Here is a 15265-nt window from a genome sequence, read left to right as displayed (position 1 = left end):
CTTATCCTCTGTCTGCCAAATAAAAAATATAAGAATTTTTTAAAATCTTTGCATTGAAAGTAAGATTATTGATAATTTAGTATATCCGTCTTTTCTTTTCATCTTCAATTCCTGACATTCTATGAAAATAAGTATTTATCTGATCCTTCCAATTTTCAGCACTATCAAGCTGTATTTTTAATCGTTCAAGAGTTTGTTCATATATATATATATCTATTTTCCCCTCTAATTCTTCCCATTTTGAAATAAATTCTTTTACCTCTTCATATCCTTCAAAATGAGTATCATAAATATGTTGAATTACACTTTTTCCGGATTTCAGCACATGCTTATAGGAAGCATGGTGGAAAAATAACAACAATTCATCCGGACAAGTTTCTAAATTATTATATAAACTTTTTAACGGCTCATTATATTGTCCTGAATAACCTGTTCCAGTTTCCAAAGTTCTATCTATGCCAATACCTTTACAATCTGCCCTATGATATGTTCCCCAAGGAGAAAATTCATAACCATCTACATCTGGTCCATAATGATGTCCAGGTGCTACCATCCAGCCTATTCCAAGTGGTGAGGTATACTTCTCATAAGTTTTCCATGAATTCATTAAAATTTCTTGTACATTCTTAATAACCAATGAATTTTCCCCAAAGGTAAGGTTGATCCACTCTTCTACTATTTGTTCACTAGTAATATCTGAATTCCAAGCAAGGCGTCCATAACCATAAAGATTAGCTTGTGCTAAAAAATGCCCTGTCCAATTTTCATCATTTCCTACATTAACTATTGCTGCGATTCCTGTAATTCTTTCCGCAACTAAACTATCTGTGTCATTAGCATATGTTTGAGCACTTAAGATTTCCTTCCACCATGGTATTAAAAAACAAACGTGCTTTTGCTGACCTGTATATTCCTGAGTAATCTGAAACTCCATTAATTTATTAGTGTTATCCAATGCTCCAAATAGTGGTGATATCGGTTCTTTGACTTGGAAATCCATTGGGCCGTTTTTAATTTGCAAATATACATTATCTAAAAATTGTCCATCTAATGGCGTAAAGCAATCATACGCTGCCTTGGCTCTATCAATTGTATGATCTCTCCAATCCTGTCTGCAGTTATATACAAAACATCTCCATATTAATATTCCTCCATACGGTGATAAAGCACTTGCAAGCATATTGGCACCCTCTGCATGATTACGTCCATAAGTGAAAGGACCTGGTCTTCCTTCTGAATCTGCTTTTACCATAAAACCACCTAGGTTCGGAATTACACTATATACATGCTCTGTTTTTCTCTTCCACCATTGTATTACATTTTCATCTAATGGATCAGAAGTTTGTAAATCTCCAAGTGTAATTGGTGCTGCAAAATTGATACTTAAATAAGTTTTAATTCCCCATTTATCAAATATTTTACTAATAGTTTTTAGAATATTAATTTTGTTATCTATTAAATATGTTTCTGCTGCATGAACATTAGTGTTATTTATAATTACTCCATTAATTCCGACAGACGAGAGCATTCTTGCATAATCATTAATCCTATCTAAATCAGATGCTACATTGTAATCATCATTAAAGGCTTTTCTTAGTGCATTATTAGTTGCTGCTATACCACCTATTGCGTCCATAACCTCTTTCATGATATCTTTATTTCGGCAGCTTTCGAATAAGATAGAACTTCCCGCAAAACCACGCTCTACAGTTCCATCAATGTTATCCCAATGATTTACCAGCCTTATATTTTTCTTTGGATTATCAATAATTTCTATACCATCAATCTGTTTATTTTGCTCAAGCAAACGCAATAGAGCAAATACTCCATAAAGAATCCCATTATCATCTTTAGCTGAAATAATAATTACTTGTTTCTTTCCTAAAAGAATTTTATGTTTTATTTTATAGCCTTCACTAACTAAGCTTTTATCATTTGATTTTTCCAATTTGATATATTTTTCATGCTCAATTCCTTCTTCTTTCTCGTATATCTTCTGTTCTACTTTTGTATTATCAATTTGTTCAAATGCTTTCTTTAATTCCCATAGTGCAGAGTCTATAATCTGACTTTTATAAGAAATTACAATATTTTCAATATACTCTTTGTAATTGCTGTTTTTAATTTCTCTGTGGCTAAGCCAACACGAATACATTTCACTTTTTTTATTTACCATGTTAAATAGTCTCCTTTTATATATTTATTTTGTGACTTATATTTAAACTGAAAATTGAATCAGCAATAACACCATCAAGTTTTTCACTTAAAATCACTAGCTACTAACATTAAAATTTATATTTTAAATTCTTCAAGCAATTCATTAAGATTTTGTGCAAGTTGTACTTGTTTATCAACCGTAACAGCAATTTCTGACATACTTTCAGTTGCCTCTGTTATGCCCTCAAATATTGTAGCAGAATCCTCTGTTGCTTTTTCTGAATTAGATGCCATAACATTAACCATTGCATTTATCTCTTGGGATAATGCATTTAATTGCTCTGACATTGTTGCAATATCTTCTGATATTCTACTAATTTCCTTAGCATTGTCATAATAAAACTCACTAGATACCATAAATTCATTAAATTGTTTTGTAACATCTTTGTTAATAAAATTTAGCACCTCATTACTGTTATCAGAAAGTTTCTTAAAAGCTCTTTGAACTTTTGTAACAGTGCTTTGAATAGACGATGCTGAACTCGCTGACTGCTCAGCAAGCTTTCTAACTTCCTCTGATACTACAGCAAAGCCTTTACCATGTTCACCTGCTCTAGCTGCTTCTATCGCAGCATTTAATGCTAACAGATTTGTTTCTTCAGCTATAGACGATATGGCTTCTACCATCTTTGAAACTTCTTTTACCACTGCCCCATCATTTATAGCACTTATTATCATTTTCTCTCTGTCCTCATATATATTTCTGGTATTGGTTAACGCCTCATCTGTCTGACTTTTAAGCTTCGAAGACTTCTCTTTAAAGCCAGTAGAAATTTCGCTTCCATCTGATGACTTTTTAGATAACTCTGAAATACTTTCACTTATTTCTTTCATTGACTGATTTACTAGATTAGCAGACTTCATAGATTCGCTCATATTAGTAGTAATATTTTCTGTAGACTTACTTATATCTAATACCTTGTTAGTTACCTCTTGAGCTACAGCCGATAATTCTTCCGCAGAAGCAGTTAGCTCAAGAGTTTGTCCATTTATACTCTTTATTAATTTCTTAACATTATCTTGAGCTTTATTTAAAGCAACAGCGGTTTGTCCAAATTCATTTTTACTATGTATATTTACATTTTCAGTAAAGTCATATCTGGCTAGTCTCTCTGCCAGTTCTTTTATCTGAATTAGTGGTTTTGTTAAATTAGATGAAATCTTAATTGCTGCAAATATTGATAAAGCTATGAGAATTGCAAGAGATGCCACTAATACGATAATTGTCTTTATTAACATTCCATTAAGTTCAGACGTTTTTGCTTTAATTTCTGAATCTATATTATCTACATAATTTCCAGTGCTTATTACCCAGTTATAGGGCTTAAATAATGCTGAATATGCTCTTTTAGGCGCTACATCTCCATTTGGCTTGGTATAATCAAAATCTGTAAAACCACTTCCATCTTTAAGCACAAGACTCATTATCTTCTCTTTAAAATTGGTTTGAGTCCCATCTCCATCACTACTGCTTTTTGAAGCTGTATCTGCTGCTGAATTATCAGTTGCTGAAGTGCTTATATTGTCTATCCAAAAGTAGCCTGTTTCATCGTATCTCAAAGATTTCACTAGATTTCTTGCTTGTTTCTTTGCTTCATCATCTGTTAGCTTACCATCCAATTGCATTTTATTTATACCATTTAATAGCCCAATCACATTATCAACCTGATTCTTAATATTCTTGTCATATCCGTCTCTGAGAGTAATTTCATACTGATAAACTGCTTCTAAATTACTTTTCCTTAGCTGATTGATGGATATTAAACCAACTAATAATGTAACAACTCCTACAATTAGTACATTCATTAGTATAATTGTACTTTTTAATTTCCTCATAAAATCACCCATTCCTCAATAATTTAATTTGTCTGTAGTATCGGCTATGTTGATACATAACGTTTTCACTACAATATTAAAGCTTTACAAAAAAAATTGAAACATACATAATTATAGTATTTATACAAATAATTATGGCAAATAGCTATGAAGCTTTCCGTTAAAAACTATATCTTTCTCTATATTTTACATTAAATTAGGATTTGCTAAGCAAACCTTAATTATAATGCTCATGAACTTAATAATATCCAATACTGTGTTTAATTAACAAGAAATTACTTATGAGATTATAGACAAAATTCAACCTTTCGAGTAAGAGAAAAAACTAGCAATACGCTAATTCTTTTTATAATATATAAAAGACCATGTTAGATAAAATAATTCTATCTAGCATGGTCTCTCTTAATCTTGAATAACTAAAACTTATGATGTCTAATGTGTCTTACATATGATATTGAGTGAATAAACAGCCAAAATATTATATAAATACTCCCTTATTGTTCTATAATCTCTAAATTTGTTCAATTCTCATTGAAGATACAGTATCTTCCTTTTCCATTATTTTTAGCAGAATATGATGCTTTATCTGCACTTATGAAAAGCTCTTTGTATGACTTACCGTGCTCTGGATACTTGGCTATTCCTATGCTTCCCGACACATTATGATCTAATATCTCTGTATTTGAAGTATTTCTAAAACCACTAATTAATTCCTCTGCTTTTTTTCGAATATCTTCTTCTGAATTTACATTTTTTAAGAATATAATAAATTCATCTCCACCTACTCTTCCTATAATAGAATTTTCTTGGAATACGTTTGAAATAATTGTTGAAATTTCAGTCAATACAATATCTCCAGCTAAATGACCCAAGTTATCATTAACAGCTTTAAAGTTATCAAGGTCCATAACAAATAGTGCCCCATTAATATCTTTACCTTCATTCATTAAATAATCTTCTACTATGCTTTGTGACGTTCCTTTATTGTATAAACCTGTCAAACTATCTCTTTGAGCTTTATATAATAATTCTTCTGCTTCCTTTTTTTCTTTATCAATATCGATTATTATCCCTATGGCTTTAAAGATATTTCCGTCTTCATCAAACATTGCAGTTATCCTCATTTTGCACCAAATATATTCATTTTCATTTTTTCTAACTCTAATCTCAGTTTCTGTATAAGAATCGCCATATATAATATCATTTAACATTTTTCCTAATTTCCTTATATCATTTTTATGAATAAAATTAGTTTTATATATATTTTTACTTATGTTAATGATAACCGACTTATATCCAAATTTTTCATTCCAGTTTTCCGAAAAATATACTGTGTCTTCAGTAATGTTCCATTCAAAAATTATATCCTCTGTTTGAGACATAATTATCCTATAACGCTCTTCACTTAACCTAAGTTTCTCTTGCACAACTTTAGATTCAGTTATATTTATTACAACACTGTAACTAAATAATTTTCCTTCTCTATCCCTTACTATTTGTCCATTATCAAGTATCCATATAACTCTTCCATCTCTTCTTTTTATTCTATATTCTATATTATATCTGCTACTTTTCATTAATTGGTTCTGCATCTCTTTTTTAATTCTTTCAATATCTTCTTCATGAATAAATTCAACGAGTTTTCTACTTGAGATTTCCTTAAATTCATTTTTCTTATATCCTAAAAGACTCAAACAACCACTGCTTGCAAAATCTAATAAATATTCTCCATTATCTATTCTAAAACGATAAACTCCTCCTGGAATATTAGAAGTTAAGGACTGTAAATCTCTATTTTTCTCTTCTATATTCTTTTTGTTTTTCTCTATTGTGTCTATCAAATCATTAAAAGCAGTAGCTATTTCTCCAAATTCATTATCTTCATTGTATACAAACCTATCTGTAAAATCACCCTGTTTTATCTTTCTTATTACCCCTAATAATTTATATATAGGTTTAGAAAAATAATTAACTATGAATGCACAAGATGTTATTATAAGTAATACGATAAAAAATAATGCTACAGTTATGTTCTCTATGCTTTTGTTTATAGGAGTCTTAAATTCATTCCATTCAACTCCACTAAGTACTACCCATCCACTACTCTTAATACTAGAGTAATAGCCTATTTTTTCAATTCTATCTATGTTATACTCGATAATTCCATCTGGGTTTTTATCTAAATCTATACTTGAAAACTTCTCATATAAATTACCAGATACATCAATTTTATCTATACTCCCTCCTATATATACACTATTACTTGCTGCAATTACGCCTTTTGTATCCATAACAAGCATTTTTCCAGTCTTAAAAAAATGTATTTCGTTTACAAGCTTCTCAAAATAATTCATGTTTATTACACTAGCTATTGCTCCTTGATATTCATTTTTAAAAAATATAGGACTTGCAATTATTGCACTTTTAACCCCACTATTGAATTCTTTTCTTTCTATGATATCAGTAACAACCGCTTCATCATTTCGCAACTTTTTTATTTCTTCATCTGAAAAAATCAGCTTTTCATTAATATGGCCACCATCTGATGATGTAATTATTGTCTCATTTTTATTAATAAGTAACTCTGCACTTATATAAAATCTTTCTTTTTTTCTACGACTAAAAATATCACCTAATGCTTTTTCATTATCATTATGATTTTCTTTGCTCGCTCCACTATTTGAATCAACTAGCAAATCCATAACCATCGGAATGTTTGCATCCGTTTTAAGATTACTGATGTTTTCATTAAAAAAGGATTTTAAATGTGTTGATTGATCACTTGCAAGTATCGCTACATTTTGCTTAATCATTTCTATACTTTTATCATTAAAGTTTGAAATACATATGCTTGTCGAAATAATAACAGGGATTATTCCCCATAAAATAGAGAAAATAATGAATTTTTTTCTTATATTCATTTCCTCACCTCGTTAATAGACAAATTATTTATGATTTTATAAGTAATTATAGTTATTTTATATTTATTTACATAAATAAGTATATCAGTATATGGCGAAATTTCAATAAATACTTTAAACTATATAGATACTTGAATTTCAACTCTGAATTGAGTGATAATCAACCAAAATAGAAACATCATTGCAATATGTGGATAATTTAAATTTAATCCAAACAACCCAATGGAAATATATGTGGAGCAGGCATTTAAGAATAAGCTACTAGAATATTTTATAAATATAAACTTATGTACTTATACAAAGAGCATAAATAAATTAAGAACACATGTTAAATATCAATATTTTTATAGGTATTTACAATATGAGTGAACATTTTCTTAACAGCTGGAGCCATGAATCTTGGGTTTAAAACAGTTATTCCAATAATTCTATATTCAAGGGGCTCTATTCTATATATATCGACATGATTATTTTGATTCAACATTACAAGTTCTGGCATAATACAAATTCCAAACCCACTTTCAACCATTGCAATGGTTGATTGATCATCGACTACATGGCATGTTGATATAGCATTTAATTCATACTTATGAAAAAAATTATTGATATCAGCATCACAACCTTCCCTTTGATATACAAAATTTTGTCCTCTTATATCATCTATAGTAATATAATCTCTATTGTTAGGAGTAAATTTTTTAGGAACTACACATACAAGAGGATCTTTATATATTGGTGTAATCTCTAAATTTCCAGCACTTGATGTAGATAAAAATCCTATATCTACTAGTCCGTTTTTTATCCACTCTGCCACGTCATTGTAATTTCCCTGATATAGCTCTATTGAAATGTTAGGGTATAATTTATAGAATGACTTTACAATATTGGGTATCCAATTTGTACATACGCTATTGAATGTACCAAGTTTTATAGTTCCTTTTTCTAATCCATTTAAAAGTGAAATTTCTTGCTTTAAATGTTCCTCACTATTAAGAACTTTTTGAATATGAGGTAGAATACTTTCACCATATCCAGTTAATTGAACTCCTGTTTTATTTCTTATAAACAAAGGAAATCCTAATTCTTTTTCTAAACTCGAAACAGAGTGACTTATAGCAGATGGGGTTAAATGTAAAATTTCTGCTGCGCGCTGAAAATTACTTTGTTCTACAACAGTCATAAATATTTGATATGATGACATCGACATAGTTAACCATATCCTTTCGACTTTAATAAATTCACAATTTAAGTAGTTATCTTATAAACATGGTATGAAATTTAAAGAAATCTAGATGAATTATTTTCAACCTAAGCATGAAAATAATGAATTTTACTTATGTAAGTAATGATAATATAATAGGTTAAAACAGTCAATAAATCATATATATGGAGGGGATTTTATGAAGATTGCAATTCTAGGTGCTGGGGCAATGGGTAATCTTTATGGTGCATATTTATCTCGTTGCAATGAGGTATATATGATTGATGTAAATAACAAAATTGTAGATTCAATTAATCAAAAAGGTATAGTTATCTATGAGAAAGAAGCCAATAAAGATATTATATTTCCTGTTTCTTCTGTAACTGATTCAGAAGGTTTAGGAATAATGGATCTCGTTATTGTTTTTGTAAAAAATATATACACTATCTCTGCTATGGAAAATAACCAAAATATTATAGGCGAAAATACACTTGTTCTAACCTTACAAAATGGTGCTGGTAATGATAGAGATTTGCAGCAATTTGTTAACAAAAATAATATTCTAATAGGCACTACAGAACATAATTGTGCAAATTTAGAGCCTGGACGCATTTCCCACAACTCGAGCGGAGTAACCAATATCGGTATGTTAACTTATAATATCGAAATCTTACAAAAAATATGCAATCTTTTTATAAACTGTAATATAGATACACGAATTTATGAAAATATTCAAGAAATAATTTGGAATAAACTATTTATTAATATGTCTCTTAATTCTGTTACTGCAATCTTGCAGTGTAAAGTTGGATATCTACACGAGAATAACGATGCAAGCAAAATTGTAAGAAATATTCTATCAGAAGCAGTAGATGTTGCCATTGCAGATGGGACTTATTTCAATAAAGATGAAGTAATAGAAAAAGTAGAAAAACATATTAAAGAAGATTTTCATGAAGTAATAACTTCAATGAATCAAGATGTAAAAAATAAAAGACTTACCGAAATAGATCATATTAACGGTGCTGTAGTGAGAGCAGCTAAAGAATATAATATCCAAACACCATATAACGAATTTATTGTGCATTTAGTGCATGCCATAGAAGGCATGTATGGGACCGGAGCATGTTAAACACATTCTAATAATACTCCTTCTAAAGTATTGTGTGGCACTTAAAGTGAAGCAATGAACAACCGAAATAGAATACATATATGTTGCGCAGGACTGTGAAAAATTTCACTAGGAATATCTAACTGGAAAGTTGCACCACTTCTGCGTGTTCCTGTGACAAGCACAGGACAAGCAAAAGCGGAACAACTTCCCACTAAGATATTCCAACAGCTTATTTTTCAATGCCTGACTCCACATATATGTATTCTATTTCTTTGTTTTATTGTCACTTTAATTATTTCAGCAATTCCTAATCTATAAAAAAGGTAATATGTTTTGTGAAAAGTTAGAAATAATGCACTTTAAAAGTATTGTCAACATAGAAATATAAAAATACTTGCTAAAATATGCTATACTTTAAGTTACACTAAACAAAGAAATGGAATATAAGTTGTTCAAAAGCGTAGTCTTTGAAGCAAGCTCTTTGGATGCAACTTATGTTCTTAGAATCACCCAGTAAAATCTTCAAGGAACCGAAGCAAACACATATATTCCATTTCGGTTGCTTAGAAGTAAACTTTAAATAACCTCTTAATGCAAGTATTTTTATATTTCAGATGTTTCGCAATACCTTTGAATTAGGAACATATAATAATTAGTCTTTAATGTATTTGTTGATTGTAGCTGCACCTTCTTCATTTGCATGATAGTAAACTCTTAGATTACCCATATCATCCATTTCAAACCTTGTTTCTTCAAGAAGACCATTGGCTTCGGCAGTCATTAACGCCGAAATTACAGCATCCCTCTTAAGCGCTTTGTACTTACTATAGTCTCCTTTTAAAGCTTCAATAACGTCTTCTGCGCAAGCCTCTCCAACTTTTGTAAAATGTTTCAAAATAGCATAATTAAGTGGTTTCATACTATTTTTCCTCCTTTTTTCTGAATAAATCCAATGGATTCATTGCAATTACTAATATACCTACTATCATTAATACAGCAGCGCCCCAAGCTATTGGAGGTAATGACCAACCTTCTATACCGGAGAACACACCAAGTACTATCCAGCAACAGAACGGTCCCCAAAATGAGTATGTACCGTTACAAGCCATACCAAGTGCGGCACCACACATGCTATTTCCTTTATACCACATCATATATGAAACGAATGCACAAAGACCACTTATAGCTAACCAAATCATGGCAGGACCGCTTGTAAATGCTTGAATAGTAAGATTTGTTGAAAGATTAACGTTACCTGCCATCATTCCTAAAACAGGAAGTAAAATAATTAAGTTTGAAAGACCTGCTATCGCCTGACGAATAGTAATACCAATCTCTGAGTCAATCATAGACGTACCATAACCGGCTACACATCCTTCAAATCCCCACCCAAGAGCGGCTATAAAAGCAATAATAATACCTAATAACATACCTTTTGGTGCATCACCGGCAACGCTTGTACTTCCTATCATAAAACTAGCACCAACACAGATGGCAATACCTAGCATCATACGTTTATTTAATTCTTGTTTGAATAGAATTCTACCTAAAATAGCGCCAATAGCTGGACAAAGAGCAGTTATTGGAATAACTATTGAACCTGCCATCTGAAGACCAACAACATAAGCTGTACTAGAAATAGGACCTCCTATAAGAGCTGCTAAAATCATCATACGACCTGGAGTAGTATTAATACATCTTAAGAAATCTCCAAACTTACCTTTAACGCTAGCATAAATAATTGCCCAAACGGCACTGCAAGTATCATTTACTGCGCTGCCTAGTGCACCTAGTAAATATGTAATAGCAAAAGCTGATAAGCCAGCTGAATTAACTCCATACCAATCACTCCAAACTCCTTTAGTCATACCCAAAGTTAAGAACGCTGAATAAAATCCATACATAAGACCTGAAAATAAAGCAATTGTGATACCTTTTTTATAAAATTGTGCTGATAATTTCTTTTTCGCAACAACCGCGGCTTCATTAGCTATAGTATTTACCATTGAAAAATTCCCCCTTAAATATAATTCCTTATTTTTATAATTTCAATAATTTCAGTAACTTATATTAATTCACTTTAACTGAATCACTATTTTGATTAAATAAGCTATTGTTTTTATATTACTCATAAGTAAAATTACTATGCAGTAGATTAAACATAATTGTGTTCAAATTTCTAAGTTCATTTTGTGAACACATTTATATTATCATTGTTCAGCGTTCATTACAATGCGTTCATATAAAAAAATAATATTTTGTATAAATAAACTACTTTTTCCTTATAACAAATTAACACTACTAATATTTTTATCTTCCAGAAATATTAGTGGTGTTAATATCTTTCTCAATTATATAGGTTCATCATTTTTATTTTTCATTAATATTCTTAAGTTATCTTTTCAACTTTAATTTTATAAATATCTTATCAGCTAATTCAAAAAATACTTGATCTTTTGTAAGTATAAGTATACCTAAATATACAATTCCACATGCTGTCACTTCTAGTAAGCATGCAATCATTATATTTGATATAACATATTTTATTCCTAGAGTTATTGGAATGAATACAAGTGAGTAGTAAAAATACTTCATGTTCTCGAACGCAAATAAATGAATATCTAATTTAATTACTTTCTTAACCAATCTATACTCTAATCCTATTACTATTAAATTTGCTATAAGTGTTGTTGTTATTGCCGTTACCATGTCGAAGGTACCCGTATAGAATAAAATCATATTAAATATTAAGTTAATTACTCCACCAATAAGTACCAATATTGCATCATCTTTTTCTTTTCCATGTAAGTATATCATCTGGTTGGCTATTACTCCTTCAACACCAATACTTAACATATATATAGAAAATACTATCATTACTGGAACCGCCGCTAAGAATTCTGCTCCTCCAAATATGTATATTGCTTCTTTAGAAAGACATAGAAGCCCTACTGAAGCTGGGAATAAAAATAGGAAATATATCTTTATTACTCTCTTTAGTAGTATTAGGTATTCTCCTTTTGATTCATTTCCTAGGTAGTTAGATAATCTCGGCATAGTTACTTGAATAACCGTAAGGAGAAGTGTATTTATTATGGTCATTATTCTCTGAGCCATATAATAATATCCAACTGCTGTAGTTCCTCCTATGCTATCCTTCAACATTATCTTATCAAGCTGAGTATATAAAACACCTGTGTTAGAAAGGATTACAACATAAAGCATAGGTCTTATGTGTCTAAGAAATTCTAAATTAGAAAAATCAAAACTCAATTTCTTCTTTACATACACAAAGCTTATTATGTTATTTATGAAATTAAATCCTATAACTAAATACAAATAGAATAAATAGTCTTCCTGATCTCTTACGAATAGCAAAATAAGTGCTGAATATACAATTCTAACCACCATAGTTTTAATGGCAATAAAATCATAGTTCTCAAGAGCTTCATTAACCCACTCAACATAAAAAAGGTTAAACACTAAATTAAACCCCATAATTATACATGTGTATAAATAAGGTTCATTCTTATAATAAATTGCTACAAACGCCATGTAAGCAGCTGAAGCTACAATATTGGTAATACTTGTAAAAATAAATAAACTGGTGAATGTCTGCCTTAGTTTAACTTTGTTATCACGAACTTTGCTCACTTCTCTTAAACCATATTGATAGATTCCAAAACTCGCAAATATTAAAAAATACGCTGTTAAGGAATCTCCATATCCCATATATCCATATAATTCTTTTCCAACAGATCTAGTTACCAACGGTATAACTAGTATAGGTAAAATTATATTAAATAAATTGAGCATTGCTTTAAAAATTGCATTTTTTGAAATTGATTTAGCCATTATTTAGCCTCCATAAATATATTCTAATTAACACTGCATATTTCATAACCCCTAAGGCAATATGTTTGCAATTAAAAATTCTTTTATTAAAATCTACAGTTCCAATTAGAACCTATTTCTTATTAAATTCGTTGCTTGTAAACATGTAATTGGAATAATCTCAACTGTACTTAATTAATTCCTTATTGTCCTTCGCACTTTTTCAATTGTACATTCTACAGAATTTATTGTCAATTTACATATAAAATTCATGTAAAATATTGAAATTTAATGGACTTTTTCCTTAAAATAGAATATAATTAAACTAACGATTGTTAGTTTGAAAGTAAAAAAATAATATGGACAATAAAATTGGTGTTTTCAAACTCTATGAAGTATTTTCAGTTGATTGTGTTTGAAATATATTATCATGCATAATTTTAAAATCTTAAAATTATGCATGATAATACCATTTTTTATAAGGAGTTTTATGAATACGAAGGAAAGAATAGTTTATGAATCACTTAACCTTTTTTCTATCAAAGGGTTTGATGCCATTTCTGTTAGAGATATTGCAAAAGCTGTTGGAATAAAGGCTAGTTCTATTTATAATCATTTCAAAAACAAACAGGATATTTTGGATACTATAATAAAGAAATATTCTGAACGTGTATCAAACTTTTTTAATAATGTTCAGTTTGCTGAAAATGATGAGATTTTAACAGATAAAATAAAACAAATATCTATAGAAAACTTTTTTAGAAAAAGCACATCTATATTTAAATTTTATTTAGAAGATGAGCATATGATTAAATTTAGGAGACTACTTACTATTGAGCAATACAATAATTCAAAAATTGCGCATTTATATAATAAGATATTTATTGATGATATTTTAGATTTTCAAGTAAGAACTTTCAAACTCCTTATGAATGATAATATTTTTATAAAAAAAGATCCCTACACCTTGGCTCTTCAATTTTATTCCCCAGTTTTTCTATTGTTTTATAAATTTGAAAATATAACTGATAAAGAACGTGCCTCTTTAGAAAACCATATATCTGAATTCAAAGATATTTATATAATGAAAGGGTGATTATTTGTGAATGTAACTGTAATTTATGGAAGCATGGGGAAAACTAGTACATATAACTGCGTTCAATTGCTGCTAAATAACCTTAAACTCAATATCAATATAAAAGTTAACGAATTTTTTTTATCACAAAACTATTATGATCATGATTATTATCTTTACCCTGAAAATTATCTTAATGTCTACTCTAATACAACTATTGTTAATTCTATTGCAAAATCACTTAATGCTTCAGATTTAATTATTTTTGCTTCTCCCTCATTTACATGTGATATTAGCGACGAAATGAAACTGCTCTTAAGAAGCCTCTCTTCTCATCACTTGATAAATGCTCATGATTCTTCAATGCATAATAAAATCGGATTAGCTATTTCAACCACTCCTGGCGCTGGTCTATCTTATACCACAAAAATCTTAAAGAAAAACTTAAATTATTTAGGTATAAATAAAACATTTACATTTTCTAAAACGCTATATGAAGTCAATTGGAAAAACATAAGCCTTAGAACTAAGAAACAACTACATAAAAAATTTCTTAAACTCTCTTATAAAATTTTAACCCTATACAATAAATCCCATAATCCCAAAGCATCTTTTTTCAATAAACTCACTTCACCAAAAGTAAATATGCTAAGCAAAAATAACGACTACAAAGTGATAGACCTCAACTACCGAAAGAAAGAAACCTATTATCACAGCAAGCATATTTAAAAACAATATATAACTTACTGAAATAAGGAGTATGTTTTGTTCCGGTTTCTAAGGAATTTTAATAGGTGATTCTAATATTAGAATTTGTCCCACTGCGCTGGCTTCAAAGACAAGCTTCGAACTAGCACTATTGGACAACTTCTAATCAAGAATCATAACCATTAAAATTCCTAATGAAACACTCAACAAAACATAATTCAAGCCAAGAAATTACATGCATATTTACAGAATAGACACCTAGAAATAGACTGCTAAAAGTACTAAACGGAGAGTTACTCGTTTAATTATTCTGCTCTTAAAATATGATCTATACCAGAAAGAGAAGGTACACTTTTACG

General features: G+C 29.7%; 10 protein-coding genes. 3 read left to right on the top strand and 7 right to left on the bottom strand.

Features of this window, described 5'->3' with window-relative positions; all coding sequences use genetic code 11:
- Positions 1 to 76 precede the first annotated feature (76 nt).
- The 4 genes from CLCHR_RS00780 to CLCHR_RS00765 form a co-directional block, all read right to left on the bottom strand.
- Positions 77 to 2176 (bottom strand): alpha-glucuronidase family glycosyl hydrolase, encoded by a 2100-nt coding sequence (locus CLCHR_RS00780; RefSeq protein WP_079437752.1) that lies wholly within the window; start codon positions 2174 to 2176, stop codon positions 77 to 79.
- 116 nt (positions 2177 to 2292) lie between these two features.
- Complete coding sequence (locus tag CLCHR_RS00775) at positions 2293 to 4053, bottom strand: methyl-accepting chemotaxis protein (RefSeq protein ID WP_169896717.1); 1761 nt, start codon at positions 4051 to 4053, stop codon at positions 2293 to 2295.
- A 521-nt stretch (positions 4054 to 4574) separates the two neighbouring features.
- Positions 4575 to 6974 carry a sensor domain-containing diguanylate cyclase gene (locus CLCHR_RS00770; protein WP_079437750.1) on the bottom strand — a complete coding sequence of 800 codons (2400 nt, stop codon included), beginning with the start codon at positions 6972 to 6974 and terminating at the stop codon, positions 4575 to 4577.
- 328 nt (positions 6975 to 7302) lie between these two features.
- Positions 7303 to 8181: a LysR family transcriptional regulator gene (locus CLCHR_RS00765; protein ID WP_079437749.1), complete on the bottom strand. Its 879-nt coding sequence runs from the start codon at positions 8179 to 8181 to the stop codon at positions 7303 to 7305.
- A 193-nt stretch (positions 8182 to 8374) separates the two neighbouring features.
- On the opposite strand from CLCHR_RS00765, the gene CLCHR_RS00760 reads away from it, so the two are divergent.
- Positions 8375 to 9307 (top strand): 2-dehydropantoate 2-reductase, encoded by a 933-nt coding sequence (locus CLCHR_RS00760; RefSeq protein ID WP_079437748.1) that lies wholly within the window; start codon positions 8375 to 8377, stop codon positions 9305 to 9307.
- A gap of 634 nt (positions 9308 to 9941) precedes the next feature.
- On the opposite strand, the gene CLCHR_RS00755 is transcribed toward CLCHR_RS00760, so the two are convergent.
- The 3 genes from CLCHR_RS00755 to CLCHR_RS00745 form a co-directional block, all read right to left on the bottom strand.
- Positions 9942 to 10208, bottom strand: a complete 267-nt coding sequence (locus tag CLCHR_RS00755) for a hypothetical protein (RefSeq protein WP_079437747.1) — start codon at positions 10206 to 10208, stop codon at positions 9942 to 9944.
- Between the two features lies 1 nt (position 10209).
- Entirely contained in the window at positions 10210 to 11295 is a 1086-nt protein-coding gene (locus tag CLCHR_RS00750; RefSeq protein WP_079437746.1) for a hypothetical protein, read from the bottom strand.
- A gap of 388 nt (positions 11296 to 11683) precedes the next feature.
- Positions 11684 to 13144 carry an oligosaccharide flippase family protein gene (locus CLCHR_RS00745; RefSeq protein ID WP_079437745.1) on the bottom strand — a complete coding sequence of 487 codons (1461 nt, stop codon included), beginning with the start codon at positions 13142 to 13144 and terminating at the stop codon, positions 11684 to 11686.
- Between the two features lie 469 nt (positions 13145 to 13613).
- On the opposite strand from CLCHR_RS00745, the gene CLCHR_RS00740 reads away from it, so the two are divergent.
- Positions 13614 to 14219, top strand: a complete 606-nt coding sequence (locus CLCHR_RS00740) for a TetR/AcrR family transcriptional regulator (protein WP_079437744.1) — start codon at positions 13614 to 13616, stop codon at positions 14217 to 14219.
- A 6-nt stretch (positions 14220 to 14225) separates the two neighbouring features.
- Entirely contained in the window at positions 14226 to 14927 is a 702-nt protein-coding gene (locus tag CLCHR_RS00735) for an NAD(P)H-dependent oxidoreductase (RefSeq protein ID WP_079437743.1), read from the top strand.
- The last annotated feature ends 338 nt before the right edge of the window (positions 14928 to 15265 follow it).

Source organism: Clostridium chromiireducens, from assembly GCF_002029255.1.
Taxonomy (GTDB): Bacteria; Bacillota; Clostridia; order Clostridiales; family Clostridiaceae; genus Clostridium; species Clostridium chromiireducens.
The sequence above is the reverse complement of the archived record's forward strand: the minus strand, read 5'-3'. Positions and strand labels throughout refer to the sequence as shown.

What these genes read in the sequence shown, in the direction of transcription:
- CLCHR_RS00780 (WP_079437752.1), bottom strand. Translation starts at nt 2,176, where the DNA reads ATGGTAAATAAAAAAAGTGAAATGTATTCGTGTTGGCTTAGCCACAGA.
- CLCHR_RS00775 (WP_169896717.1), bottom strand. Translation starts at nt 4,053, where the DNA reads ATGAGGAAATTAAAAAGTACAATTATACTAATGAATGTACTAATTGTA.
- CLCHR_RS00770 (WP_079437750.1), bottom strand. Translation starts at nt 6,974, where the DNA reads ATGAATATAAGAAAAAAATTCATTATTTTCTCTATTTTATGGGGAATA.
- CLCHR_RS00765 (WP_079437749.1), bottom strand. Translation starts at nt 8,181, where the DNA reads ATGTCGATGTCATCATATCAAATATTTATGACTGTTGTAGAACAAAGT.
- CLCHR_RS00760 (WP_079437748.1), top strand. Translation starts at nt 8,375, where the DNA reads ATGAAGATTGCAATTCTAGGTGCTGGGGCAATGGGTAATCTTTATGGT.
- CLCHR_RS00755 (WP_079437747.1), bottom strand. Translation starts at nt 10,208, where the DNA reads ATGAAACCACTTAATTATGCTATTTTGAAACATTTTACAAAAGTTGGA.
- CLCHR_RS00750 (WP_079437746.1), bottom strand. Translation starts at nt 11,295, where the DNA reads ATGGTAAATACTATAGCTAATGAAGCCGCGGTTGTTGCGAAAAAGAAA.
- CLCHR_RS00745 (WP_079437745.1), bottom strand. Translation starts at nt 13,144, where the DNA reads ATGGCTAAATCAATTTCAAAAAATGCAATTTTTAAAGCAATGCTCAAT.
- CLCHR_RS00740 (WP_079437744.1), top strand. Translation starts at nt 13,614, where the DNA reads ATGAATACGAAGGAAAGAATAGTTTATGAATCACTTAACCTTTTTTCT.